Source organism: Nostoc sp. LPT (genome assembly GCF_017115165.1).
GTDB lineage: Bacteria > Cyanobacteriota > Cyanobacteriia > Cyanobacteriales > Nostocaceae > Nostoc.
Genome location: NZ_JABXKF010000110.1, coordinates 1 through 23,241, shown reverse-complemented (window position 1 = coordinate 23,241; position 23,241 = coordinate 1). Strand labels below are relative to the sequence as shown.

The window sequence follows — 23,241 nt, the reverse complement described above, 5'->3', positions numbered from 1 at the left end:
TGCGATCGCTTCTACAAAAGAAACCTCTCCCTGGTTTTATTACGCAAAACCTTCCCTCTCCGAGTCGGAGAGGGACAGACTTGAACTAAAGTTCAAGGCAGGGAGAGGTTCTTCTAGCGAGGAACTGCTGCTTTAATCTTCTTACAGATATCCACCCAAGCTTTATTCTCTTGTGCTGAGTTCAGACTGTCTAAAGGTTGATTCGGAGGGTGCGCTGACTAATACTTTTCAATTTCTGTTTCCTCGTAGCTGCTAAAACTCAACGGTATCCAAATAATCGTAAGTCCTTCGGCTTCAGCCGCATCCAACAATGGCGGTAACTCATTCTCGGCAATAAAGTCTGATGCCAAAAAGTCGGGGCTAACCAACAATACTGCCACTTTTGCTGCTGCTAGAGCATTTTCAATTTCTTTGCGCCACTCAGCACCGGGTTGAATTTTGGTATCGTCCCACACGATTATATTTTGGTTACGAATCATTGGCTTGAGGTGTTTCTGGAGTTTGGTAAGCCACTGCTGATCTTGATGACTATAGCTAATGAAAACTTGATTTCTTGTTATGGGTTCAGACATAGGTATTTGCAGAGTTGATAACGTCGGTAAAACATCGTCAATTAATCTGCGGACATCTACCATATCACCGCTATCTTGGCACTGGATTTGGTCGCGATTATTTTCTCGGAATTTGTACAACACGTCTCGGCGGTAAAAATGAGGCGTTTGACCATCCTTACAGCTTTCACAGTTGCAGGGAACAAGTGTTTGATATTGCAGACGTTCGTAAGAATTATGGATTTTTTCTAGTTCATTGGTAATAATTGCTAGCAGTTCTTTCTTGCGGTTTCCTACGACACGGACTTTTATTTCTCGTTGATTGTAGTGTTCAATTACTTCAGCACGGCTTTTGTATTTTGCAAGAACAACACCTGTTTTCCAAACTAGGGTTTGTTGTTCAATATCAGAGTGCATTTCGACTATAAAGCGGGTGAGAATACCTTTCGGCATGAAGTCATATTTATAACGCAGGATTAGGTTATTGGATTCATCCCAATTGAAATCAGGTTGGTTAACAGAGAGTAATTGAGGTGCGATATAAGTGCCGGGACTACTAGGAATTTCATAGCATAGTTTAAATTTCATCATTAGCCGCAATAGTTCTGGTTGCATATCGGCATATTTGTTTTCATGCCAAATGCTTGCTAAATCATTGCGATCAAATTGACCTAGTTTGTTAATGACTTGAGGATTATCTAAGACTTTGTAAACGGCATCTGTACCCCAAGTGGGCTTGAGAATCACGGTTTTTCTTAGCAAATCATCATCTTGAAAGTGAAGGCATACACCCAAATCATGTAGATAGCCACTGAGTTGGAGTTTATCCACCTGTTTAGTAAAACCATGTTGATCGCAGATGTTTAGATATTCTTCCAAGCTAATATATTCGCGAGAGTTACCTTCTAAAGCTTCTCGCACTTTCACCCAGGTTTTAGGAAGTTCTATTCCTACATGAGGTAAGTTAGTAATATAATGCTTAATTTTCTTTAAGATTTCTGGCAGACCGCGATCAGTGGCTAAGTTTGTAGTAAGTGTTTCCTGAAAATTAGTGAATTCATGCCGTAACCCCCGCTCGTTTATTTCTCGTTTGCGCTCCTGCTTTTCATTTTTGATAATTAACAAAGGACTATTACCACTCAGTAATTCAACTACATTTAACCAGTAGTAAAAATCTGTATCTTCTTTGCGAGTATTAGCAACCAAGGCATAAAGAGAGCGTTTTGTAAGGAAAAATTGGTGGGTAGCATGGTAAATTTCTTGACCACCAAAGTCCCAAATATTGACCTGAAATTCTCTGTTCTTGTCAAGCAAGAACTTCCATTGAATAACATCAATGCCTTCGGTGGTATTTTCATCTTGTTGTAACGTATATTTATTGTCTTGAATTTTTTTGGCTAGCGTAGTTTTACCTGCACCACCTTCTCCTACAATGAGTAATTTGGCTTCGTAGAGGCGATCGGTTTCTTGTTCTAGTTGTTGTCTGCAAAAGTCAAGAATTGCTTTAAACCCTTTCGTGATAATTTCTGGTGGAGGTGATTCTAAAGGATTACTGTCGAGGTTGACCGATCGCAGGTTGGTGAGTTGGCCAATTTCCGCTGGCAGACTGCTCAGTTGATTCCTGCCCAGGTCGAGTGATCGCAGGTTGGTGAGTTGGCCAATTTCCGCTGGCAGACTGCTCAGTTGATTCCTGCCCAGGTCGAGTGATCGCAGGTTGGTGAGTTGGCCAATTTCCGCTGGCAGACTGCTCAGTTGATTCCTGCCCAGGTCGAGCGATCGCAGGTTGGTGAGTTGGCCAATTTCCACTGGCAGACTGCTCAGTTGATTGTCGTTGAGGTGGAGCGATGGCAGGTTGGTGAGTTGGCTAATTTCCGCTGGCAGACTGCTCAGTTGATTGTTGTAGAGGTAGAGGGATTGCAGGTTGGTGAGTTGGCCAAATTCCGGTGGCAGACTGTTCAGTTGATTGTTGTAGAGGTTGAGGGTTTGCAGGTTGGTGAGTTGGCCAATTTCCGGTGGCAGACTGCTCAGTTGATTTCTGCTGAGGTAGAGGGATTGCAGGTTGGTGAGTTGGCCAAATTCCGGTGGCAGACTGCTCAGTTGATTACTGTTGAGGTTGAGGGTTTGCAGGTTGGTGAGTTGGCCAATTTCCGGTGGCAGACTGCTCAGTTGATTACTGTTGAGGTTGAGGGTTTGCAGGTTGGTGAGTTGGCCAATTTCCGGTGGCAGACTGCTCAGTTGATTTCTGCTGAGGTTGAGGGTTTGCAGGTTGGTGAGTTGGCCAATTTCCTGTGGTAGGCTTGTTAAGCCTTGGTAACAAAAATCTAATTTTGTCAGCTTGTCTCTGGCAGCTTGTTCAATAATTTGCAGCAGTTCTTCGTTAGTCATTTCGGATTTTACAGAGGCGATGCCTGACGACGAGTTGCTGCTTGGACGCGCAGCAGAGAAATCGAGCTAATTAATAATCTAGCCTGTATCAAGGATTAGATTGTGGCGATCGCAGGTTCCTACGCCTCTAGACTCGACCTCAAAACCTCACCATTCCACCTTTGAACACCAACTGTCGAGCAAAAAGGGCGATCGCTCCACCTTTGAACACCAACTGTCGAGCAAAAAGGGCGATCGTTCCACCTCTGAACACCAACTGTCGAGTAAAAACAGCGATCGTTCCACCTGTGAACACCAACTGTCGAGCAAAAAGGGCGATCGCTCCACCTCTGAACACCAACTGTAATAATTTATAAACTTTTCTGTTTCTTCTCTTGGCGCTCTTGGCGGCTTCTCTGCGAGACGCTACGCGAAGGCGGTTCGATAATTTTCATAATTTGCTTCAGATAATAGGTGCGATCGCGGTAAAATATTTAACTTGTTACATTTGATTTGAATATTGTTGTGTGTTCCTATGTAACTTGATGGCTATAGCTTTCCATATTGCCCAGCTTTGAACCCAGATTCCTATGTATAAATATGCTAAAAACTAAATCAAGTTCTCATACAGATACAAACACATCAACCAAAGCTGATACCTTAGCTGCATCTGTTGTCTCCTCTGCTCCTGGGCAAATTTACGATGTTGTAGTGGTTGGCGCTGGCCCAATTGGGTTAGCAACTGCTATTGGCTTACGTAAACGTGGTATTGAAAATGTCCTTGTCGTCGATCAAACTCGCGCCTTTCGTGAAGTTGGACAAATGTTGGATATTGTCTCCAATGGATTACAAGCTCTCAAACATTTAGATCCTAACGCTTACGAAGAAGTCAAAAAAACTGGGCTTGGTTTATTGAATCCCAAGCAGTCTAATGTTCAGAAAACTGTTGAAACTACTCAAGAGCAACAACCGACAAAGACTTCACCCCAATGGGCTTACAAAGATTTACAAGGGCAGATAATTCGGTCAACCTCGCTTAGTTTCGATGACTGGTTTAAAGATTATGGCGAGGGTCGAGTGTCAATTTCTTGGTACAATTTGCAGACAACCCTCAGACAGCTACTTCCCCAAGACCGAGTTAAAGCTAATCACCGTTGTATTAATGTTGTGAATGAGCCAGAAAAAGGTTGTGTCCGGATAGATTGTGTAGGTGACACAGGAATAGAAGCCAACCCCTATGCGTTTTGGACAGATGGCCAAAAACATAATGAGACGCATCCCCAAAACTCAGATGTTGCCCCCCAACAATTAGTAACAAAATCGATTAGAGCTAAACTAATTGTTGCAGCAGACGGGATTAATTCTACAGTTCGGAGGCTGCTTTACACAGATACTCAATACCATGATTTTGCCCAACCTGAATACTCTGGCTTTGCAGCTATATTTTGTCGGGAAATAGCTGAGGTAGCAAAGGAACTATGGACGAAACTAGAAGAATTCTTTCAAGACTCAACAGTTGTAACAATCACTAATGATGAAATATCTGGAAATTCTGTTCGTATAAATAACATTAGGATAATTTTATTTCATAGACCAACTGGTGAACTAGGGTACATAATACATCTTGCTTTGCCTTTAGACTCGTTGCAAGGAAAGTCTGAAAGTTCTTTAATTGACTTAGCTCTCCAGGAGTTGGAGAAGGCAGGCTTTCCTGATGCACTTAAGCAATTAGTACGTATATCTCCTCCTGTCAAGATACAGCAGCGTCCATACTATATTCACCATGCTACCATTTCGGATTCTCTACAAGTTTCTAACCCAACAGACCTCAATCCTGAAGCTGATCCTGCCAAAATTCCACCAGCCTGGAGTGTAGGGCGAATCGTATTAGTTGGCGATGCCGCACATGGAATGCCTCCCTTCATGAGTCAAGGAGCTAATCAAGGATTTGAAGATGCACTAGTAGTTACAACACTCATCGCTAAAATTGCTGAGGAGAATAACTGGGATGATCTGCAAGCTATAGCCAAAGCCTTCGAGAAATATGAGTGTCTTCGTCGCCCATTGATAGCATACGTCCAACAGGCAACATTAAAACGCTCACCCTACTCGTCAGACAAAGAGTGGCAAGAATACGGCCAACAGGTGTATTGCCGCAATTTCGAGCAAATAATAGAGGCGCTGTAGTTTACCGGCTTTAATCCTCATAGTTGCGGCTTTAATCTTCATCATTCAAGTTCTGAAAAAGCTCACTATTTCACCTCTGAACACTAATTGTCGAGTCAAAAGGGCGTAGGCGTAGCCCGTCGTAGACATCGCACCTTTAAACTAAATTATGGTGTTAGAGGATGTTTTAAAAGTCCTATTGTCGGTATCAAAACGTTCTAGATTCTCCTAAATCCACGCCACTTGCTCATGGGGTCTCCCCAAGTGGAACGACTGGCGTGGGTTAGGGGGGATCAATAAGTGCCTAAAATCACAGCCAAACACTTTTAAAACATCCTCTTAATAAATGCTTGTGTTGTGAAGGTAATTTTCTCTGGTGATATACTCAACATCTAAGTATGATTCCGGACAGAAAGTTTTTGTTCACAACATTTACGAGATGGGAACTCTAGGTAATAAGCTTAATTACAGTATCCCACCTAACACTGCCAATCATGTCCCATCCTGCTCACTCCACATTGGGCCAATCTTCTTACCCTCGCTTGACTAGAAGCCTAAGTGCTGTTGAAAGTTGGGGCTTTGGTTTGACAGCTCATATTTCTTGGACAGCACTGGTTCCAGCGATTCATGCTGCTCTCGGTTCCCAAGCTATTTTTGTCTGGATACCTGCGGTAATTTTCGGAATGCTGCTCAACTATCAGGTAAAACGCTTGGGTATGCATTTCATCAATGTAGCTGGAGGAACACCTAACTATGCTACCAAGCTACTGCAAAACTACCCAGGACTAGCTCGTTATGCAGCAATTGGATACCTCCTCAATTGGGTTTCTTACTTGTCAGTGAATACAATCGTACTCAGAGATTTAATTAAAGTAAATTTGCAGGCGCTGGGTATTACCTGTCCAGACATATTTCTGGATATTAGCTTTACACTGTTACCTTTTATCGTGGCGTTTAGTGGGACTCGCGCCCTGAGTATTTTACATTTGTTTTTTGTAATTCCAGCCTTTGGACTGCTAATGACCTTCTGCGTTCAAGGTCTTGGCTGGTTAGCGTTTTCTCCGGTGAGTCCTGGGTTTTTTCCTAGCAGTTGGTCATCTTTGAGCTTTGTAGATTGGGCAAAGTGGTTCTTTTTCGTTACTTATGCAACCTATAGCTGTGAAACGGCTTCTTCCTTTGTCGCCGATAGCCGCAACCCCACTCAAACGCTACGGTTTCTAGATGTTGCAGCCTGGATGATGCCACCCATCTTTTTGGGAGGTTCTTGGGTAGTGATGCGGTTAGCAACAAATCCCAACCTTAAAGACAATGCTTTTCTGAATCTTGCGGCAGCTTCCCTGCCCTTTTGGGGAAGATTCACTGGTGTAAGTGTTTCTTTTTTGCTAGTAGCTGCTTGTCTACTAGGTTCGGCAACGGTGGTTTCTAATTGCCCGCGAATTTTGTATCAACTGGCCTTAGATAACCACATTTCACCAGTATTTTCTGTGCTCTCCCGTCGGGGTGTGTTTGTCCCAGCATTGACATTAACACTGGTGTTGTGCTTAATCTATCTGATTTGGGGAGATGTAGCGCGAATCGTCGCTGTTGGTAACATCGGTTGGTTTGTCTCCTTTATGTTACTGCATCTGGGGCTTTGGCTTCGGCGCGATCGCCCGGAAGTTTTGTTTCCTCGCATATCTCTGGCCATTCTGCTGTTAGAAGTTGTGGTGCTGTTGGTGGGCGGATTTGCCTGGGGTTGGCTCAACTTGCTGATTGGGCTATTATTTCCCATTGGTGTTATAGGAATAGATGCAGTAATTCGCCGTATGCATTTCCCTGCTTTCCATCCTGATTGGTGGATGCGGCGATATCGCACGCGCCCTGTAGTAATTATCAAAGATTCAGTAATTCTTCAGGTGAGCATCCTAATTTTTTTACTGTGCAGCGCCGTGGGAGTTGGTTGGTTATTTGGCGTCAAACTTAATAAAGTGGCAACTGCGGGCGGTGAGAATATATTTGTGGTGCTACTGATGAGCGTGGCATTTGTGGGAGTAGCGATCGCTTGTTGGACAAGTTTACCGCAAGTGGTAGCGATCGCAGAAGCGCGAGAAGCCGCCGAACACCTATTTACTGTCGCCCAGGATGGTATTTTAGTCGTAGACGATCAAGGCATTATCCAGCAAGCTAACCCAGCCACCGAATCGTTTTTTGGTGTCAACCCCTCTGAGTTGCGGGGAAATCACCTCAACAAATGGCTACCCGCATTAGTCTACTATCCAGAGCAGTGGACAAAGCGTAGCGAACAAATTCTCATCGGTAATGGGAAAAACAGAACTCTGGAAGTTTCCATCTCTGACCGACCCCATCTGGATTTTCAGGAATATGTCGTTATTCTCCATGACATTACCCAGCGCAAACAAGCAGAGCAGATATTGCGATACTCAGAAGCACAATTGCGCCAAGAGGCAAAGCAACTAGTATCTCAACTGGTGCATAGTGAAAAAATGTCGAGTTTGGGGCAGTTAGTAGCAGGTGTAGCGCATGAAATTAACAACCCAGTCAACTTTATTTCTGGCAATATCAATTATGCCAATCAATATATCCAAGATTTATTGAGACTGCTGCAATTATACCAGCAAAACTATCCTAATCCAGCAAAGGAAATTCAACAAGAAACAGAAGCGATCGACTTAGATTTTCTGATCGCAGACTTGCCCAATTTGCTAACTTCGATGACAGTTGGTGCGGAACGAATCACAGAAATTGTCTTATCTCTGCGAAACTTTTCTCGGTTAGATGACGCAGAAATGAAAGCTGTGAATATCCATGAGGGTATAGATAATACGTTGATGATTCTGGAACATCGCCTTAAACCTAAATCTAACAATCTAGCAATTGAGGTGATTAAAGAGTACGGTGACTTGCCATTAGTAGAATGTTATGCTGGACAACTAAATCAGGTATTTATGAATCTTCTGGCAAATGCGATCGATGCTTTAGAAGAGGCAGTGGAAAATGGTGAATGGGAAGTAAGGGAAGAAGCGCTCTCTATTCCCCAGATACGCATTCAGACTCAACTCACGAGTGAAAATCAGATAGTTATTTGTATTGGCGACAATGGTATAGGCATTCCAGAAAAAGTACAAAAACAATTATTTGAACCATTTTTTACGACTAAACCAGTTAATAAAGGTACTGGGTTAGGTTTATCTATTAGTCATCAGATTATCACCCAAAAACATCAGGGAAAATTAGAATGTATTTCTGCTCCTGGGCAGGGAACAGAATTTGTAATTGTAATTCCGCTAAATCAGCAAGCTATCTAATTGTCACAGACTGCAAACAGCAAGGTTTTGTGCCCTAATAAGATTTAACATAAATTATCCATTTTAATAAAAATGGCGATTGCATCAATCCGTTAGCAGAAATAGTAACTATAAAATGGAATTCACAACAGCATAGATGGCAGTGGACAATTTAATATTCGCTAAACTTTAGTAACAAAGGATAAATTAAAAAAGGGTGGACAGCTTCCACCCTGATAACTTTTATAATTTTGTCAAAAATTTCTATGATTCAGATTAGAATAAAGTCTACCACAATTTTAACTGCTTACCAACCCAGTTGCCAGCTTGATACACTCCATAAGCAGTAGCTCCTGCTCCACCAATTAGAATTACACCCATTACAACCGGCCCACCCACTGCTGAAGTTACAACAGCAGTTGCAGCAGCTCCAGCTACGTTAGTTCCCATTGCTCCAGCAATTGCTGTTGTAGCGCCACCAAGCCCCATTGATGAAACTGCGGAAGCTATACCTGCGTAACCAGCAAGAGAACCAGCACCTGCTGCTGCGGCAGAACCAACAGAAATTCCTACAGTAGCAGCAGTCTGGATGCCAGCCTGAGCAGCTTTTTCTGCCGATTTATCCTGTCCATTTAAACCATCAGTAAACCCATCAAATGCGTCTTTATAAGGAGCCATAAGTCACACTTCTATTATTTACAAGTACTTAGCTCAAATCCTGAGCGTATTTTGTACCAAGTTAAAATATGTATATCTGAAATGTCATCAGAAATTTCCGAATAAGTATTCGCATTAATAAGCTGTATGAACTGTAAAAGTTTTAACATTAATTTTGCTACTTTTTTCAATTTAACGTAAAGTTTGTAGTTTGTATCGATTGAGTGGAACGAAGTAGAACCCAACAAAGCCTACTGCCTTTTACCTACTTTCTTCCTTAATGAATAGCCTTAAATACTATTAAATAATGCATATTTATCGGAAAGTTTTTAACAATTTAAGTAGAAAATCCCTAAGTCAAACTGTTACTTTATCTATATACTATCGAGGAAACAGAGTAATGTTGAAGGTTTTTGCTGACCGTGGTGGTACATTCACAGATATTGTTGCTGTTACTGATAATCAACCAATTATCGATAGACTTTCAAAACATCCCGAACGTTTTTTAATTGTGACTCTGCCTAATCAGCAATGGATTATAGTCTACAAACTCCTTTCAGAAAATCCCGAACAATATCAAGATGCAGCCATCCAAGGTATTCGAGATATCATGGGTATTGCTAGCAACGAACCTATTCCTACTGAAGCGATAGAAGTGGTAAAAATGGGGACAACAGTAGCAACAAATGCGCTGTTAGAAAGAAAGGGAGACAGGGTTGTTCTTCTGATCACCAAAGGGTTTAAAGATGCACTGCGAATTAGCTACCAAAACCGTCCTAATATCTTTGCACGCCAGATAATTTTACCAACAATGCTTTATGAACAGGTGATTGAAATAGATGAACGCTATGATGCTAACGGAAATGAATTAATATCTATAAATATTGAACAAGTTAAAAGTGATTTACAAGCAGTTTACCATACAGGAGTTCGGAGTTGTGCTATTGTTTTTATGCACAGCGATCGCTATCCCAATCACGAACAACAAATAGCCAAACTTGCCCAAGAAATCGGCTTTACTCAAATATCCGTATCCCATCAAGTTAGTCCCTTAATGAAGTTGGTTAGCCGAGGAGATACAACAGTAGTCGATGCTTATTTAACTCCTATTCTGCGTCGCTACATCAACCAAGTAGTAAGTCAGTTACCCAACGTCAAATTAATGTTTATGAAATCTGATGGCGGTTTAGTCGCAGCCGAACAATTTCAAGGAAAAGATAGTATTTTAAGTGGCCCGGCTGGTGGTATTGTTGGCGCAGTTCAAACTAGTAAAAGGGCAGGTTTCGAGTTAGTTATTACTTTTGACATGGGAGGGACAAGTACAGATGTTGCCCACTTTAAAGGAGAGTATGAACGACAACTAGATTCGGAAATTGCTGGGGCGCGGATGCGAGTTCCTGTATTAGCAATTAATACCATTGCTGCTGGTGGTGGTTCAGTTCTCTTTTTTGATGGTTCTAGTTATCGTGTTGGCCCTAAATCTGCTGGATCAAATCCTGGGCCTGCTTGTTATCGGCGTGGCGGTTCATTAGCGGTTACTGATGCCAATGTAATGTTAGGTAAAATTCACCCACAATATTTTCCCTCGGTTTTTGGCATTGATGGTAATTTACCTTTAGATAAAGATATTGTTATTCAAAAATTTACCCAATTAACTCAAAACATTCAAGCTGCTACGTTAAATCATTCTACTCCTGAAGAAGTAGCTGCCGGATTTATGGCGATCGCAGTGGAAAATATGGCGAATGCAATTAAAAAAATTAGTCTACAACGCGGTTATGATGTTACCCAATATGTACTTTGTTGTTTTGGTGGTGCAGGTGGGCAAGTTGCTTGTTTAATTGCCGATACCTTGGGAATGAAAAAAATATTTCTACATCCTTATGCTGGAGTTTTATCTGCTTATGGGATGGGATTAGCTGATGTCCGGGCGATTAGAGAAGGAGGAGTTGAGCAACCTTTAACTCAAGCATTAATCTTTCAACTACAGCAGTTAATGGACTATTTAGAAACTCAAGCTAGAAGTGAAATAAATGAAGCACATAGTCAATTAGAAGTAATCCAAAAAGCTAACTTAAAATATCAGGGTACTAACTCTACCTTGACAGTTAATTTTGCCGATGATGTGTTAGTAATGCAACAAAAATTTGAGACTGAACATCAATCTCGTTATGGTTTTATTCAATTAGAGAAAAGCTTAATAGTTGAATCCGCTTCCGTGGAAGTAATTCAGAAAATGGATACTCCCGAAGAACCTTTAATTATTCGTACTCGCCCTTTAAATGAAGTCCCCGTGTCTGTTGAGACAGTAAGGATGTTTACTGCTGATAGATGGCACGACACTCCTGTTTATCGACAGGAAGATTTACAACCAGAAGATAGTATTAATGGCCCTGCGATCGTTGTGGAAAAAATTAGCACAATTGTAGTAGAACCTAATTGGCAAGCGAGATTAACTGAACAAAACCATCTAATTTTAGAACGTCTATAAATTAGCTATTGTGCTGGAAAATACTCACCCTCACTACACTAACCTCAACACGGCTTTACAATTAAAAGGCTATCCATTCATGGACTCTCGCATTCAATCATATTTGCGCTTCGCGGCAAGCCAGCAACGTGATACGGAGCAAATAGGGCCTTTCTTGGCTAGCTTTAATCGCCATAGCGCCAATCCTTTTCTTAACTATGCCATCCCCAATGATGCAGCCACACCCTCACTCACCGACGTCAAGGCACTAATCGCTGCCTATGAAAGTCGCAAACGAAAACCGCGTTTGGAGTACGTTGCTTCCCTTGCGCCTGCTGTCGAGGAGGCACTAGTAGCTGCTGGTTTCACCGTTGAGGGACGCTTGCCACTTATGATTTGCACTCCTGGTTCAGAGCAATTGCTTCCTGCTCCCCCGGATATTGAATTAATCGTGCCAGTTTCAGACGCCCAGATACTTGCTACAGTTACGGTGCAAAACGAGGCTTACGGAGAGTCTGCACCAAGCCCCGAAGATGGTGAACGTCTTGGCAATAGTCTAGCAGCAGGCGGAATCGCTATACTTGCTCGTGTTGCCGCAACAGGCGAACCTGTGGGGGCTGGAGTGTGTTCCGTGCCGGGAAATCAGATGACAGAAATCGCTGGTATCGGTGTACGTGTTGCTTTTCGCCGACGCGGCATAGCAGGAGCCTTAACAACCCGATTGGTGCGAGAAGCTTTCGAGGCAGGTGTTACGGTGGCGTTTCTCATGGCGGCACATCAAGAAGAAGTGCGAATTTACACCCGCGCCGGATTCTCTACAATAGGCGAAATTTTGCACATTTCACTTCCGCCGAAGTAGACAGTGATAGCTAGTAGTAAATACTGAAGTGTTTTAAAAAGCGCTTAAGCGATTACTACACAATTTTTTAAGGAATTAAAAATGTACACAACACCTCAACCCGATCCTGTCCGCTTAGAAATATTCAAAAATCTATATCAATTTATCGCCGAACAAATGGGAATTGTGTTACAAAACACGGCGACATCAGTGAATATCAAAGAGAGACTGGATTTCTCCTGTGCTATTTTTGACTCATCGGGATTATTAGTAGCAAATGCTCCCCATATTCCTGTACATTTAGGCTCAATGAGTGAAAGTGTCCGCAGTTTAATTAATGATAAAGGCGACACTTTCAAACTGGGAAATGTCTATGTATCTAATAATCCCTATAACGGTGGAACACATCTCCCTGATGTTACTGCAATTACCCCTGTTTTTTTGGAAAGTAGTGAAAATAATCCATGCCCCATGCCCAATGACCAATGCCCAATGCCTCTATTTTTTGTTGCTTCTCGCGGACACCAAGCAGATATTGGTGGAATTACTCCCGGTTCTATGCCTCCCCACAGTACCACAGTAGAAGAAGAAGGAATTATTTTTGATAATTTTATCTTGGTTGAAGAGGGCAATTTTCGAGAACTCGCAGTCAGACAGCACCTTTCAACTCATACTTATCCTGCTCGCAAGCCTGACCAAAATATTGCTGATTTTAAAGCACAAATTGCCGCTAATGAACGGGGAGTACAAGAACTTCGTAAAATGGTTTTCCAATACAAGTTTGATACTGTTCAAGCTTATATGAAATTTGTGCAAGCTAATGCTGAGGAGTCTGTTAGACGTGCGATCGCAGTTCTCAAGGATGGCTCATTTACTTATAAAATGGATAATAATGCACAAATTCAAGTTAAAGTAACAATTCACGCAGAAAACCGTAGTGCTACCATTGATTTTACTGGGACTTCTCTACAACTAAATACTAATTTCAATGCTCCCAAAGCTGTAACTCAAGCCGCAGTCTTATATGTCTTCCGTACTTTAGTTGATGATAATATTCCTCTGAATGCCGGGTGTCTTAATCCTCTAGAAATTATTATCCCGGTTGGCTGTATGCTCAACCCAACCTATCCAGCCGCAGTAGTCGCGGGTAATGTAGAAACTTCTCAAACTATTGTTGACGCTTTATATGGTGCTTTGGGTGTTATGGCTGCTTCTCAAGGAACGATGAATAATTTTACTTTTGGTAATGAGCAATATCAATATTATGAAACTATTTGCGGCGGTTCTGGTGCAGGAATTAATTTTGCTGGCACTGATGGTGTTCATTCTCACATGACTAACTCTCGCTTGACCGATCCAGAAGTTTTAGAAACCCGTTATCCTGTACTTTTAGAAAGCTTTAGTTTTCATCCCGATAGCGGTGGCAAAGGAAAATATTCGGGTGGTAATGGAGTTGTCCGCCGCATTCGATTTCTAAAACCGATGACAGCTAATATTCTCTCTGGTCATCGGCTTGTTCCTCCCTTTGGATTAAATGGTGGGGAAGCAGGAAAAGTAGGACGCAACTGGATACAACGACAGAATGGAATTGAAGAAAATTTAGGCAGCACAGCGACACTAGAGATGAAAACTGGAGATGTTTTTGTGATAGAAACTCCTGGCGGCGGTGGATTTGGCAAATTATAGCAAGGGACTGGGGACTAGGGACTGGGGACTGGGTGAAAAGCCTTTTTGTATCTAAGTTTTATCATCTGTTAATGTCCTAACCACCAAGGCTTTTGCTATATCTTAATAATCAAAAATTGGTATAAGCTGGCTTCAACTTCCCCAGAAAATTGAGCATAGCTGAAACCACAGCATCTGGCGACTCAATCAAGAAGCCGTGACCACCACGGTCGATGACTACAAGTTCAGCATTGGGAATACCTTGAGCAAGTTGCTGGGAAAACTTTAACGGGGTGAGAATATCTTGTTTACCAACCAGAACTAAGGTAGGACAATGAATTTGTTGGAGGCGGTCTATTGTGTCACTGCTAAGGATGGCTTGGCTGTGATGATAAAGTGAATGAGTTGCAGGTGGGAAAGGATATCTGATAGCAAATTCAATCAGACCTTCGATCATGTCAGGAATTGAGTAGAAAGCATCTGTAAATATCCAGGGCAATACGACTTTTTCATAAAGTTTTAGGTCTACATTACTAGAAAGTTCGCCCCAAGTCTCGATGATGCTATTGAATAATGCATCACCTTTTGCCAAAGATGAAAGTAGCATCAGACTTTTTACCTTTTCAGGGTATGCTAACACTAGTTCTTGGGCTATCTGACTACCCATTGAATGGCCTGCTAGATGCACCTGATTAATTCCAATGCGATCGAGCAATCCTGCAACGTCACTAGCCATCTGTTTCAGACTATAGGGGTTTTCGGGAGCAGAACTTCTTCCCATACCTCGGTTATCCAAGCGAATGACTTGATACTGCGAAACCAGTGATGGCATAATCAACGACCAATAGGCATGATCGCAAAGATAGCCAGCTATTAATAGCAAAGGCTCACCCGTTCCCTTAATGTCGTAGAACAAATCAATTCCGTTAATCTGAACCTTGGGCATAGTAAATAATTCTGCTAAACCTTATTTTTAAGTAGGATAGATTAAGCTATACTGCTACGTCTTGAATTTCTCGTCCACCGGAATTTGATAGCCGTTGGCGAGGCGATTGGTCATATTGGCTGTGGCTGCGATCGCCATTAGTTCCCCGAACATAGTATCATTCATACCCTTGGCACGCGCCGACGCTGTGTGTGAGGCGATGCAGTACTCACAGCCATTCGTCGCACTCACGGCAATATAAATCAGTTCGCGCATCAGTGGATCGATCTCACCAGGGCTGGTCATCACTTCCTTTACAGCTTGCCACGTTCGTTTCAGGGTGGGGGGATGATTGGCTATGGCTTTCCAAAAGTTATTGATGTAGTCATTCTGACGTGTAACGCGGATGTCATCATACACTGCACGTACTTCGTCGCTGGCTTCTTCGTATTCGATCGGCTTAGTCATATTTTAATTCCATGTAGTTTCCCCAGCGAGTGGGAACCTCTAAATTGTAATACTGAGTTGCAATTAAAGATAGTAATATCATCTTCCCTTGGCATCTATTGGTGAAAATTCTACATCGTCTACAAACGACTTGGCATAGGCTGGCATTTGTTGGGCGTTCTAGTAGAACAGACTAAACAAGAAATTTACACTATCCTGTCAGAGAAATAGGTGGGGTTGTCCATGAAAAAACTGATCCAGCGTATTAAGAGATTGCTCAAACGTATCCTCAAGAGGTCTGCATCCAATTCTCAGCAACCATCACCCCTAATAAATTCTCGATTAGAAACTTCTATTCCAACCGTTTCTCCCCGATGGGAATCTGGTTTGGTGCTTGTGTGTTCGCAATGTACAAACGAGCGCTCAGGCTCAACAGCTTCCGAAGACTTAGAAAATTGGTTGAAATCTCGTTTAAAGTTTGAGGGATTATGGGGTGAATTTCGGGTCGTTAGCACTAGTTGTTTAGGCGTTTGTCCACGGATGGGTATTACTGTTGTGGTTGTTAGTAATGGAAGTTACGGAAATAGTCCATGCTTAATTGTAAATCCTCACAGCGATCGCGAATTTCTCTATTCATACATCAAAAAGAATAAAGGCTGACTACAAAGGTTTGCTAAAGTTTAAAATTATTCAATTCAGAACTGTATGTTATCTTGCACTATATTTGGCTCAAGTGGCAAATAAAAAAGGGAGTGAATATTTTAATTCACACCCCTTTTTTCAGGTCATCAGAGAGATAAAGAATACTTATCCAACCCGTATTAATATCATTCAAATCTAAAGAATTATTCTTTTAAACGAGGTATATTTGGTCTGATAAAGGTAGCTGAGGAATTCAGTAAATCGCAAAGTTTTTTCCAAGAGAGCGATCGCCAATATTTTGTAACTTGAGATACATTTTCTGCGGAAATATCTTAAGCCGTAGGCCGGGATGGATTACTTTTACTTATAGTTAAGCAACTTTTAAGTAGGTGGGCGGAGGAAAACTGAACTACGTAAACTTATGTCAAGTAACAGAAACGTTTTTAATACAAGCTTTTAAGCAATTTACATTTCTTAATATAGTTGTATTTTTTAGCGCCCACCTACTTAATGACTGCTAACCCGATGGAATATAAATACCTTTAACAGTTCCATATTTACGCTCAACAACTTGACGTAGAAAAGCTAACATTTGTTTAAGACAGAAAAGGTTACGATAAATTAATCGCCTACCTTTTCGCTTTTGACTAATCTTAAACCAAAGAAGATAAACCCAAATATTGACTAACACAAAAGAAATGCCAACGAATAATAATCTCAATACGGGCTTCTTATTATTTGTTCTGATTCGACATAGATTTTTTAATCTATAACTGCTTTCAATCCCAAATCTTTTTCGATAATCTTGATGAATATAAGATAGGTTTATTTTCGACTTATAAACAACATAAGCAAAGTATTCGATACCATGTTGTTTTCTGGCTCCTTTTTTGTATTTGCAGATAACCCATAAGTTAAAGGTAACATTATTATCTTTCTGCTCACCCATTGTGTAAGTAGTTTTATAACTACTTCTACCTTTAAGAAATTGATTTACACCACCCTTTTTTCCTCTTCTAATCGCTGGCATTATAAAGGGAATATCCAAAGCTTGCAACCACCTGATTACAGCGACACTAAAAAAACCTCTATCCAAATACAGTGTTTTTACATTTAGTTTAATAGTCTCAAGTTCAGCTAATAAATAGGTGAGAATGGCAACATTGGTATCTAACCAACGTACTCCTCTAATCGCCAGTGTAATCCGTTTTCCCTTGGTCAATATATATAAAGTTGCATAGGCATAAAAAGAACAAGTTCCTGACTTAGCCTGATTTCTATAAATATAAGGATCTTCATCACTATCAGGCTTTCCATAGTAAGGAATTAAATTTAAATCAATGGCAATTTTATGATGGGCATTTTTAATACGACGAGGAATTCTACTTTTGAGAGCTAGATTGATTTGATTTTCTAGCTGCTCAAAATTATTAATTTTATCTAAGTGATACCTGATATCGCTACCACATGGACTACTGTTTAAAACTTTTGTTGTATTCTCAATACTATCTCCACTACTTGCTGCTCTCACTAATATTTCAAATAAAGTTTTCTGATTGCAAACTCCTTGCGTTTCAATAGAAATATTTTCACTTAAACAATCCAGAACTTCGTCAAGGGTTTCTGAATCAGTTAGTGCAAGCTGTTTTGGTAAAGTCGTCAATGGTAATTATTCGGGTGGATGTACATTCTTGATAATTTCAGTTTTTGAACCTCTTTTATTGAATATAAGTTTTAGTTATAAAATCGGTATTATTTAGAACCAACCTCTACTGACTGTCTACTTGGCGATTGCCCTTTAGCAAAACTTTGCGATTTACTGGAATTAGTGCTTCGGGCATTAGTGCTTGAAGAAGCAGTAGTTGGGGAACTGAGATTCAAGAAATCAATGAGTTTGAGAGTACGATTACGAATTTTCCAGCGTCCATTTCTGTTAACGACTCGATCTTCATAAGTGCCATTAGCGACATCAATGCTGGTTTCCGAGCGTTTGTGAGTCGCATGGAGGTAAGAAGTCATCGTTGCTTGATTATTTTGAACTGAAATGTTTATTGTACCCATCAAGTGTTGAGTAGCTGTATAACCATTTCCTTGAAATACTGAATAGACAAAATCTGCCCAAGAATCTGTCCCATAACGTGTTTCACTCGCCCCATCAGGAAAAATAGCAGTAAGGACTGAATCTTGAGTAAAACAATCCCGATAAATATTCTTTCCTTCTTGGAGATTTCCTCTACCAATAGCGTCAGTTCCCAGAGCGTAACAGGATGTTAATTTTTGAATTTCTAGTTCCGCGTTAGGTTGAGCTGCGCTTGCTAGTTCAAACTTACCTCCAACAAACAGCACAAGAATGACTGCAAGCACAATCAAAATTATACGATTTAACAGGAACGAAATAGCTTTTGAAACTATTCCCCCATTTTCTCTTCTTCTTTCCACAAGATGACTTCCTTAATAGTTTACAATTTTCGCATCTTGTACTTTTCCACAAACTAAAGTTTTGGCTAATAATTTTTAGCTTGTGAAAACTGGCAATATGCTTGCAGATTTTGCTAGCAATTATGTTTTATATCCGCTAGAAAAGCTCTTTTCTAGTAAATGATAAAGCTAGTATGTACAAGATTTGATGTATACAATTAGTTATAACAGTTAATTAATAAGCTACAAGTGTTAAATGCAACTAAGTTTATGTTGATTTGACTAAGTAATAAAGTCACCACTTACATACAGAACTTACGCAACTGTCACCCTTGAGGAACAGTAAATTTATCGAAAATTCACTTTATCAAAATTGCCAATGCAGATATAAACCAATTTAACCAAGAATACTGCAAACAGTCCGCACCCATGCCGAAAGTTGGGGAACTAAACCTAACACATACTCTCTGTTAACACTCATTGCATTGATAAATCGAATGTGAGGTGCCCGAAGGAGGTGTAAACAAATTTATCCTTGCCACCGCCACCTGTGAAGATATCCTTGCCACCGCCATCTGTGAGGATATCATCGCCATTACCACCGTTGAGGGTATTATTACCAAAGGCGCCAGAGGCAAAAAGAGAATCATTGCCATCGCCCTCAGAAAGCAGGTTATCGGCTGGTGAATTGCTAACATCCAAGGTATCGTCACCTACACCACCGTTGAGGGTGTTTTTGTCATGTTGTCCCTGGAAGTAGTCCTCTGGTTCGGGAGGGGAGTTAGAGACAGAGAGAGAATCATTGCCATCGCCCCCATTCAGTAGCTTATCGCCTGATGAATCGCTAGCACTCAAGGTATCGTCACCAGCACCACCAATGAGAGTATCATTTCCTGCACCACTTCTCAAAAGGTCGTTACCTGTTTTACCATTAATCGTGTCCGCGCTGTCGCTGCCCATTAGAGTGTCATTACCGTTGGTTCCAATGATATTTGCCATAATTTTTTTTACCTACCTAAATCGATTTTTTCAATAACTTAACTTCAGTTTTCAAGTTGATATTTGTGCGGTTTTCAGGCACAAAGAAATTGCCTAAATTTGACTTTTTTGGCTGATTTGATACGTCATACTTGCTCAAAAGTAATATTTCTTGAAGGTTCACACTATTCCAAGACTTCTAAGCATCACTTAATTTAAGTTTCTCAAACTATCTAAGTCTTAAGCACTGTACAAATTAATTAAAGTGTGAATTAATGAAAATTAGTTATTTCAGGCTTTTTTCATGATCCTTATTCAGTAGAAATCACTCTTCACAGTATCTAAAATTTCGATTTAAATGCCTACAATTCATCCTTCACACTTGTTTTTTTGCCAGCGCTTAAATCCTACTAGAAGAGAAAATAGTCAACTATTGACTCTTGATTGGTAAAAAGATTTTGATGCCCTCCTAGTGGGCTGTTATCCGTGGGTGTCTAACTTGAAAATAGAATATCTCAAGATCCTCAAAATAACTACATAGTCAATATCTTACTTAGATGTCTATGCTTAAATACTCATATTTGCATAATCTTCACATTATTGGCTGAGAAATATATACACAAGTACTAAGCTTTGTATATTCTTCATATTCTTCTTGTGTTTAGGCAATCAGGACTTACGCAGCTAGCACAGTCAAGGAAAAAATATAGTACAAGAATACTGTAAAAGGTAAGTAAGCTTCTTTGAAAAGTCATGAATCTGCTGCTAAAACTATCAAAAATTCCTTATTCTGCCAAAATTGGAATAGAAATTATAAATTGTGTTCCTTGTCCCAAGACTGATTCACAAATTAAATTTCCACCATGATTTTCAACTATAATTTGCCGACTAATGGATAATCCTAATCCCGTACCTTTTCCTACACATTTGGTAGTAAACAAGTTTTCAAAAATGCATTCTTTAACTGTTTCAGGCATTCCTTTGGCATTATCTTGAATGTTAATTACCACCTTGTCATTATCTACTTGTAAATAAGTCTCAATAGTAATAATATTAGGATACTTTTCTTGAATTTCTAAAAAATCACGACCGATATTTGCTTCTTCTAAAGCATCGATTGCATTTGCAAGAATATTCATAAATACTTGATTCAATTGTCCCAAATAGCATTTTACTGATGGGATATCTGCATAGTGCTTAATAATCTTAATTGCTGGACGATTATGATCGGCTTTCAGACGATGTTGTAAAATCATCAAAGTACTATCAATACCTTCATGGATATTAGCTAATACTTTCGAGGTAGTATCAGCACGAGAAAAAGTACGGAGGGAGGTACTAATATTACGAATACGCTGTGTCCCTACTGTCATACCATCAATCATTTTTGGTAAATCTTTTAGCAGGAAATCTATATCTATCTCTTCGGCTTTTTCTTTAATTTCAGCGCCAGGATTGGGAAATTTTTCTCGGTACAGTTGCAGATAGTCTATTAAATCTTTAACAATATCTTTTGCTTGGGCAATACTACCTGTAATAAAACTAATAGGGTTATTTATTTCGTGTGCTACACCTGCAACTAAATTACCCAGAGAAGACATTTTTTCACTTTGGATAAGTTGTAGTTGTGCCTCTTGTAAATCTTTTATAGATTGTTCTAATTCTTGAGATTTCTCTTGGAACCTTGTGTACAAACTGGCATTTTCTATGGCAATAGCCATTTGAGAAACTAAGACTTTTAATACTTCTACCCTTTCTAGAACAAAAGCTCCTGATGATAATTGGTTTTCTAAATAAATAATACCAGTAAGCTGTGATTGGTACATAATGGGCAAACAAAAGATTGATTTTGTTTGAGATTTTTGGATATAGATATCAAAATTAAAAGGCTCTGTAACTATTGCATCATTTAATACAATATATTGCTGGGTTCGGAGAACATAATTAATCACAGATAGCGGTAAATCTTGATAGGTTTCAACAGGAATAGAACGTAAAACCGTCACCACATCGTCAGCAGCATTTCCAGAAGCTTCAATATACAGGTGATTATCTTTAAGCAGGAGTAGTACTGCTTTTTGTGCGGCAGTATTTTCTAGTAAAATTTGGATCAGCTTACCCAATAAATTTTCTAAAACAATTTCATTAGTAATCGCTTGTGAAAACTTGATGAATGCATTAAAATCTAGAAAATCGCTCAAGCTGCTATTGGTAGTAGTGTTAGTGGTAATATGAGTTGTATCAATTTTTGAACTAGTGTTTTCTATGGTAGTAGTTTGTCCTACTAGAAAAACATACTTTGATTCTAAGTGTTTAACTTTAGCGATCGCACCCCAACGAATATAGGCATAATAGGCTTTAGTTATATAAGTTTGATGAATTAATTCTTTACCTAGAGACTGATAGAATTTTCCAGCTAACTCATAGGCTAAAGCTTCTTCTTGGAGAAAACCGTTTGCTTGAGATTTGGCAATAGAGTTTTCATAATAGTCCATTGCTTCTAGCTTTTGACCCAAAACCTGATACCGTTATGCTTCCACGAGATAAAATCTATGTAAGTGATTGGTGGGAGCGTGAGTAGCCCAGAGTTCCATCTTCTGCTGATTAGCTTGGACTTTTTCTAGAATAGCTTGCTTCTCAGACTCTTTAGCAGTATGATATATTGCTAAGTGGGCCAGAGAATCGTAAAAATAAAACAGTGGAACAACAAACAAGCCTGTAACACCACCTAAAGATTTTTCTGCGATCGCAGCATTTTCTACAGCTTTAAAATACTCTCCAAATATGTAAGAGAGCATTAGCTTATTAGCAAATAAGTGGTTAATTGTGTAAAGGTCATTTACTTGCTGATGAATTGGCAGCATACTTTGCTCATCGTAGGCTTCTCCAATTAAACAGTCCACATTTTCAAAACTTCCTTTCAAGTTCAGAACTGTTTGCAAATACACTGAGTTCCAAGTGAAAGCTACTTGTTGGTTAATTTTTTTCAGCGAATCACAATAAGCTATCAGTTCTTTTTCTAGAACCCAAAGTTCTTTACCCAGCCAAAATGAATGATAGGGATAAATGTAACCACAATAACCAGCATATTCTAAATCTCCAGTTTCCAGACCACTAGAATATCCTGACATTGATGATGTTAATGTCTCTCTAACATGCTCTTTCCAATGCATAACATGGGCACTAACAACTGTCAGAATTTTAGCCTTGAGTTCTTTAGCATTAAATTGTGACACCAAACGTGAAGCTAATTTCCCAAATTCATAGCCAGAATCAATTTCTCCTTGAATTCCACAAAGAAGTAATCCATAAAGACTATAACCATAGGCAGATACAGCTGTATTTCCATACCTTAAGGACAAATTGACCATTTTACAAACAATAATTGGCATCATTGCCGGAGCAGTTTGAAAAGCCGCAGGGAGAACGCCCATTAAAATTATCATAGCTGCAATCTTGTTAGGATCGGTCATTAATGGTAAGTTAATTAAATCTGCAATGGCTTTTCCCTTCAAAGAAGTAGCAATTTCATCCATCCCCTGCTGAATATCAGTTGATGTCGGTTCGTCTGGAAAACTTATTCCTAACAATTGCAGAATTGATACTGCTATTTTGATGGCTTCCAGTTGCTTGCTTTGAATTATAGAAGCGATAATTTGTACTTCATAGACTTTCACTTTATCTAAAAGAATTTTGGCTTCTTGCTGCACCACCTCAGCCCATTTTTGCATCTGCTCAAAATCACCGCCCAGATAGGCTGCCTCTGCGGCTCCTTCATATAATACCAATTCTCTAAAAGCTGGCTACAGATAAAGCTACCAAAATATATTGCCTTC

The 23,241-nt window shown here is 40.1% G+C and carries 16 protein-coding genes; 6 read left to right on the top strand and 10 right to left on the bottom strand.

Annotation, left to right across the window (positions count from 1 at the left end; all coding sequences use genetic code 11):
* Nucleotides 1–218 precede the first annotated feature (218 nt).
* Together HWQ58_RS21210 and HWQ58_RS21205 are read right to left on the bottom strand one after the other, a co-directional pair.
* Nucleotides 219–2,936 carry a COR domain-containing protein gene (locus HWQ58_RS21210; protein ID WP_292866830.1) on the bottom strand — a complete coding sequence of 906 codons (2,718 nt, stop codon included), beginning with the start codon at nt 2,934–2,936 and terminating at the stop codon, nt 219–221.
* Nucleotides 2,937–3,075: 139 nt separating this feature from the next.
* Nucleotides 3,076–3,276, bottom strand: a complete 201-nt coding sequence (locus HWQ58_RS21205; RefSeq protein WP_292866828.1) for a hypothetical protein — start codon at nt 3,274–3,276, stop codon at nt 3,076–3,078.
* Nucleotides 3,277–3,515: 239 nt separating this feature from the next.
* Between HWQ58_RS21205 and HWQ58_RS21200 the strand changes: the two genes are divergently transcribed.
* The gene (locus HWQ58_RS21200) at nt 3,516–5,102 is read left to right on the top strand and encodes an FAD-dependent monooxygenase (protein ID WP_292866826.1); all 1,587 of its coding nucleotides are present in this window, start codon (nt 3,516–3,518) and stop codon (nt 5,100–5,102) included.
* Between the two features lie 473 nt (nt 5,103–5,575).
* Complete coding sequence (locus HWQ58_RS21195; protein WP_292866824.1) at nt 5,576–8,386, top strand: ATP-binding protein; 2,811 nt, start codon at nt 5,576–5,578, stop codon at nt 8,384–8,386.
* 267 nt (nt 8,387–8,653) lie between these two features.
* Here the strand turns inward: HWQ58_RS21195 and HWQ58_RS21190 are convergent, their stop codons facing one another.
* Nucleotides 8,654–9,043, bottom strand: coding sequence for a hypothetical protein (locus tag HWQ58_RS21190; protein ID WP_292866822.1), 390 nt, complete (start codon nt 9,041–9,043; stop codon nt 8,654–8,656).
* Between the two features lie 379 nt (nt 9,044–9,422).
* Between HWQ58_RS21190 and HWQ58_RS21185 the strand changes: the two genes are divergently transcribed.
* From HWQ58_RS21185 to HWQ58_RS21175, 3 genes are all read left to right on the top strand, one after another.
* On the top strand, nt 9,423–11,513 hold the full coding sequence (locus tag HWQ58_RS21185) for a hydantoinase/oxoprolinase family protein (protein ID WP_292866820.1): 2,091 nt from the start codon (nt 9,423–9,425) through the stop codon (nt 11,511–11,513).
* 10 nt (nt 11,514–11,523) lie between these two features.
* Nucleotides 11,524–12,351 (top strand): GNAT family N-acetyltransferase, encoded by an 828-nt coding sequence (locus HWQ58_RS21180; RefSeq protein WP_292866818.1) that lies wholly within the window; start codon nt 11,524–11,526, stop codon nt 12,349–12,351.
* Between the two features lie 81 nt (nt 12,352–12,432).
* Nucleotides 12,433–14,016: a hydantoinase B/oxoprolinase family protein gene (locus HWQ58_RS21175; RefSeq protein WP_292866816.1), complete on the top strand. Its 1,584-nt coding sequence runs from the start codon at nt 12,433–12,435 to the stop codon at nt 14,014–14,016.
* A gap of 109 nt (nt 14,017–14,125) precedes the next feature.
* Here HWQ58_RS21175 and HWQ58_RS21170 read toward each other — a convergent pair whose 3' ends face one another.
* The gene (locus tag HWQ58_RS21170; RefSeq protein ID WP_292866814.1) at nt 14,126–14,941 is read right to left on the bottom strand and encodes an alpha/beta hydrolase; all 816 of its coding nucleotides are present in this window, start codon (nt 14,939–14,941) and stop codon (nt 14,126–14,128) included.
* Between the two features lie 54 nt (nt 14,942–14,995).
* A complete protein-coding gene (locus HWQ58_RS21165) occupies nt 14,996–15,388 on the bottom strand; it encodes a carboxymuconolactone decarboxylase family protein (protein WP_292866812.1) in 393 nt (130 codons plus the stop codon).
* A gap of 222 nt (nt 15,389–15,610) precedes the next feature.
* Here HWQ58_RS21165 and HWQ58_RS21160 point away from each other — a divergent pair, with 222 nt between their 5' ends.
* Entirely contained in the window at nt 15,611–16,027 is a 417-nt protein-coding gene (locus HWQ58_RS21160; protein ID WP_292866810.1) for a (2Fe-2S) ferredoxin domain-containing protein, read from the top strand.
* Nucleotides 16,028–16,526: 499 nt separating this feature from the next.
* On the opposite strand, the gene HWQ58_RS21155 is transcribed toward HWQ58_RS21160, so the two are convergent.
* The 5 genes from HWQ58_RS21155 to HWQ58_RS21135 form a co-directional block, all read right to left on the bottom strand.
* A complete protein-coding gene (locus tag HWQ58_RS21155) occupies nt 16,527–17,672 on the bottom strand; it encodes an ISH3 family transposase (RefSeq protein WP_292866808.1) in 1,146 nt (381 codons plus the stop codon).
* Between the two features lie 89 nt (nt 17,673–17,761).
* Nucleotides 17,762–18,448, bottom strand: coding sequence for a nuclear transport factor 2 family protein (locus HWQ58_RS21150; RefSeq protein ID WP_292866806.1), 687 nt, complete (start codon nt 18,446–18,448; stop codon nt 17,762–17,764).
* Between the two features lie 456 nt (nt 18,449–18,904).
* Nucleotides 18,905–19,426, bottom strand: a complete 522-nt coding sequence (locus tag HWQ58_RS21145; protein WP_292866804.1) for a calcium-binding protein — start codon at nt 19,424–19,426, stop codon at nt 18,905–18,907.
* Between the two features lie 764 nt (nt 19,427–20,190).
* On the bottom strand, nt 20,191–21,921 hold the full coding sequence (locus tag HWQ58_RS21140; protein ID WP_292866802.1) for an ATP-binding protein: 1,731 nt from the start codon (nt 21,919–21,921) through the stop codon (nt 20,191–20,193).
* 12 nt (nt 21,922–21,933) lie between these two features.
* A complete protein-coding gene (locus tag HWQ58_RS21135) occupies nt 21,934–23,193 on the bottom strand; it encodes a hypothetical protein (RefSeq protein ID WP_292866800.1) in 1,260 nt (419 codons plus the stop codon).
* Between the last annotated feature and the right edge of the window lie 48 nt (nt 23,194–23,241).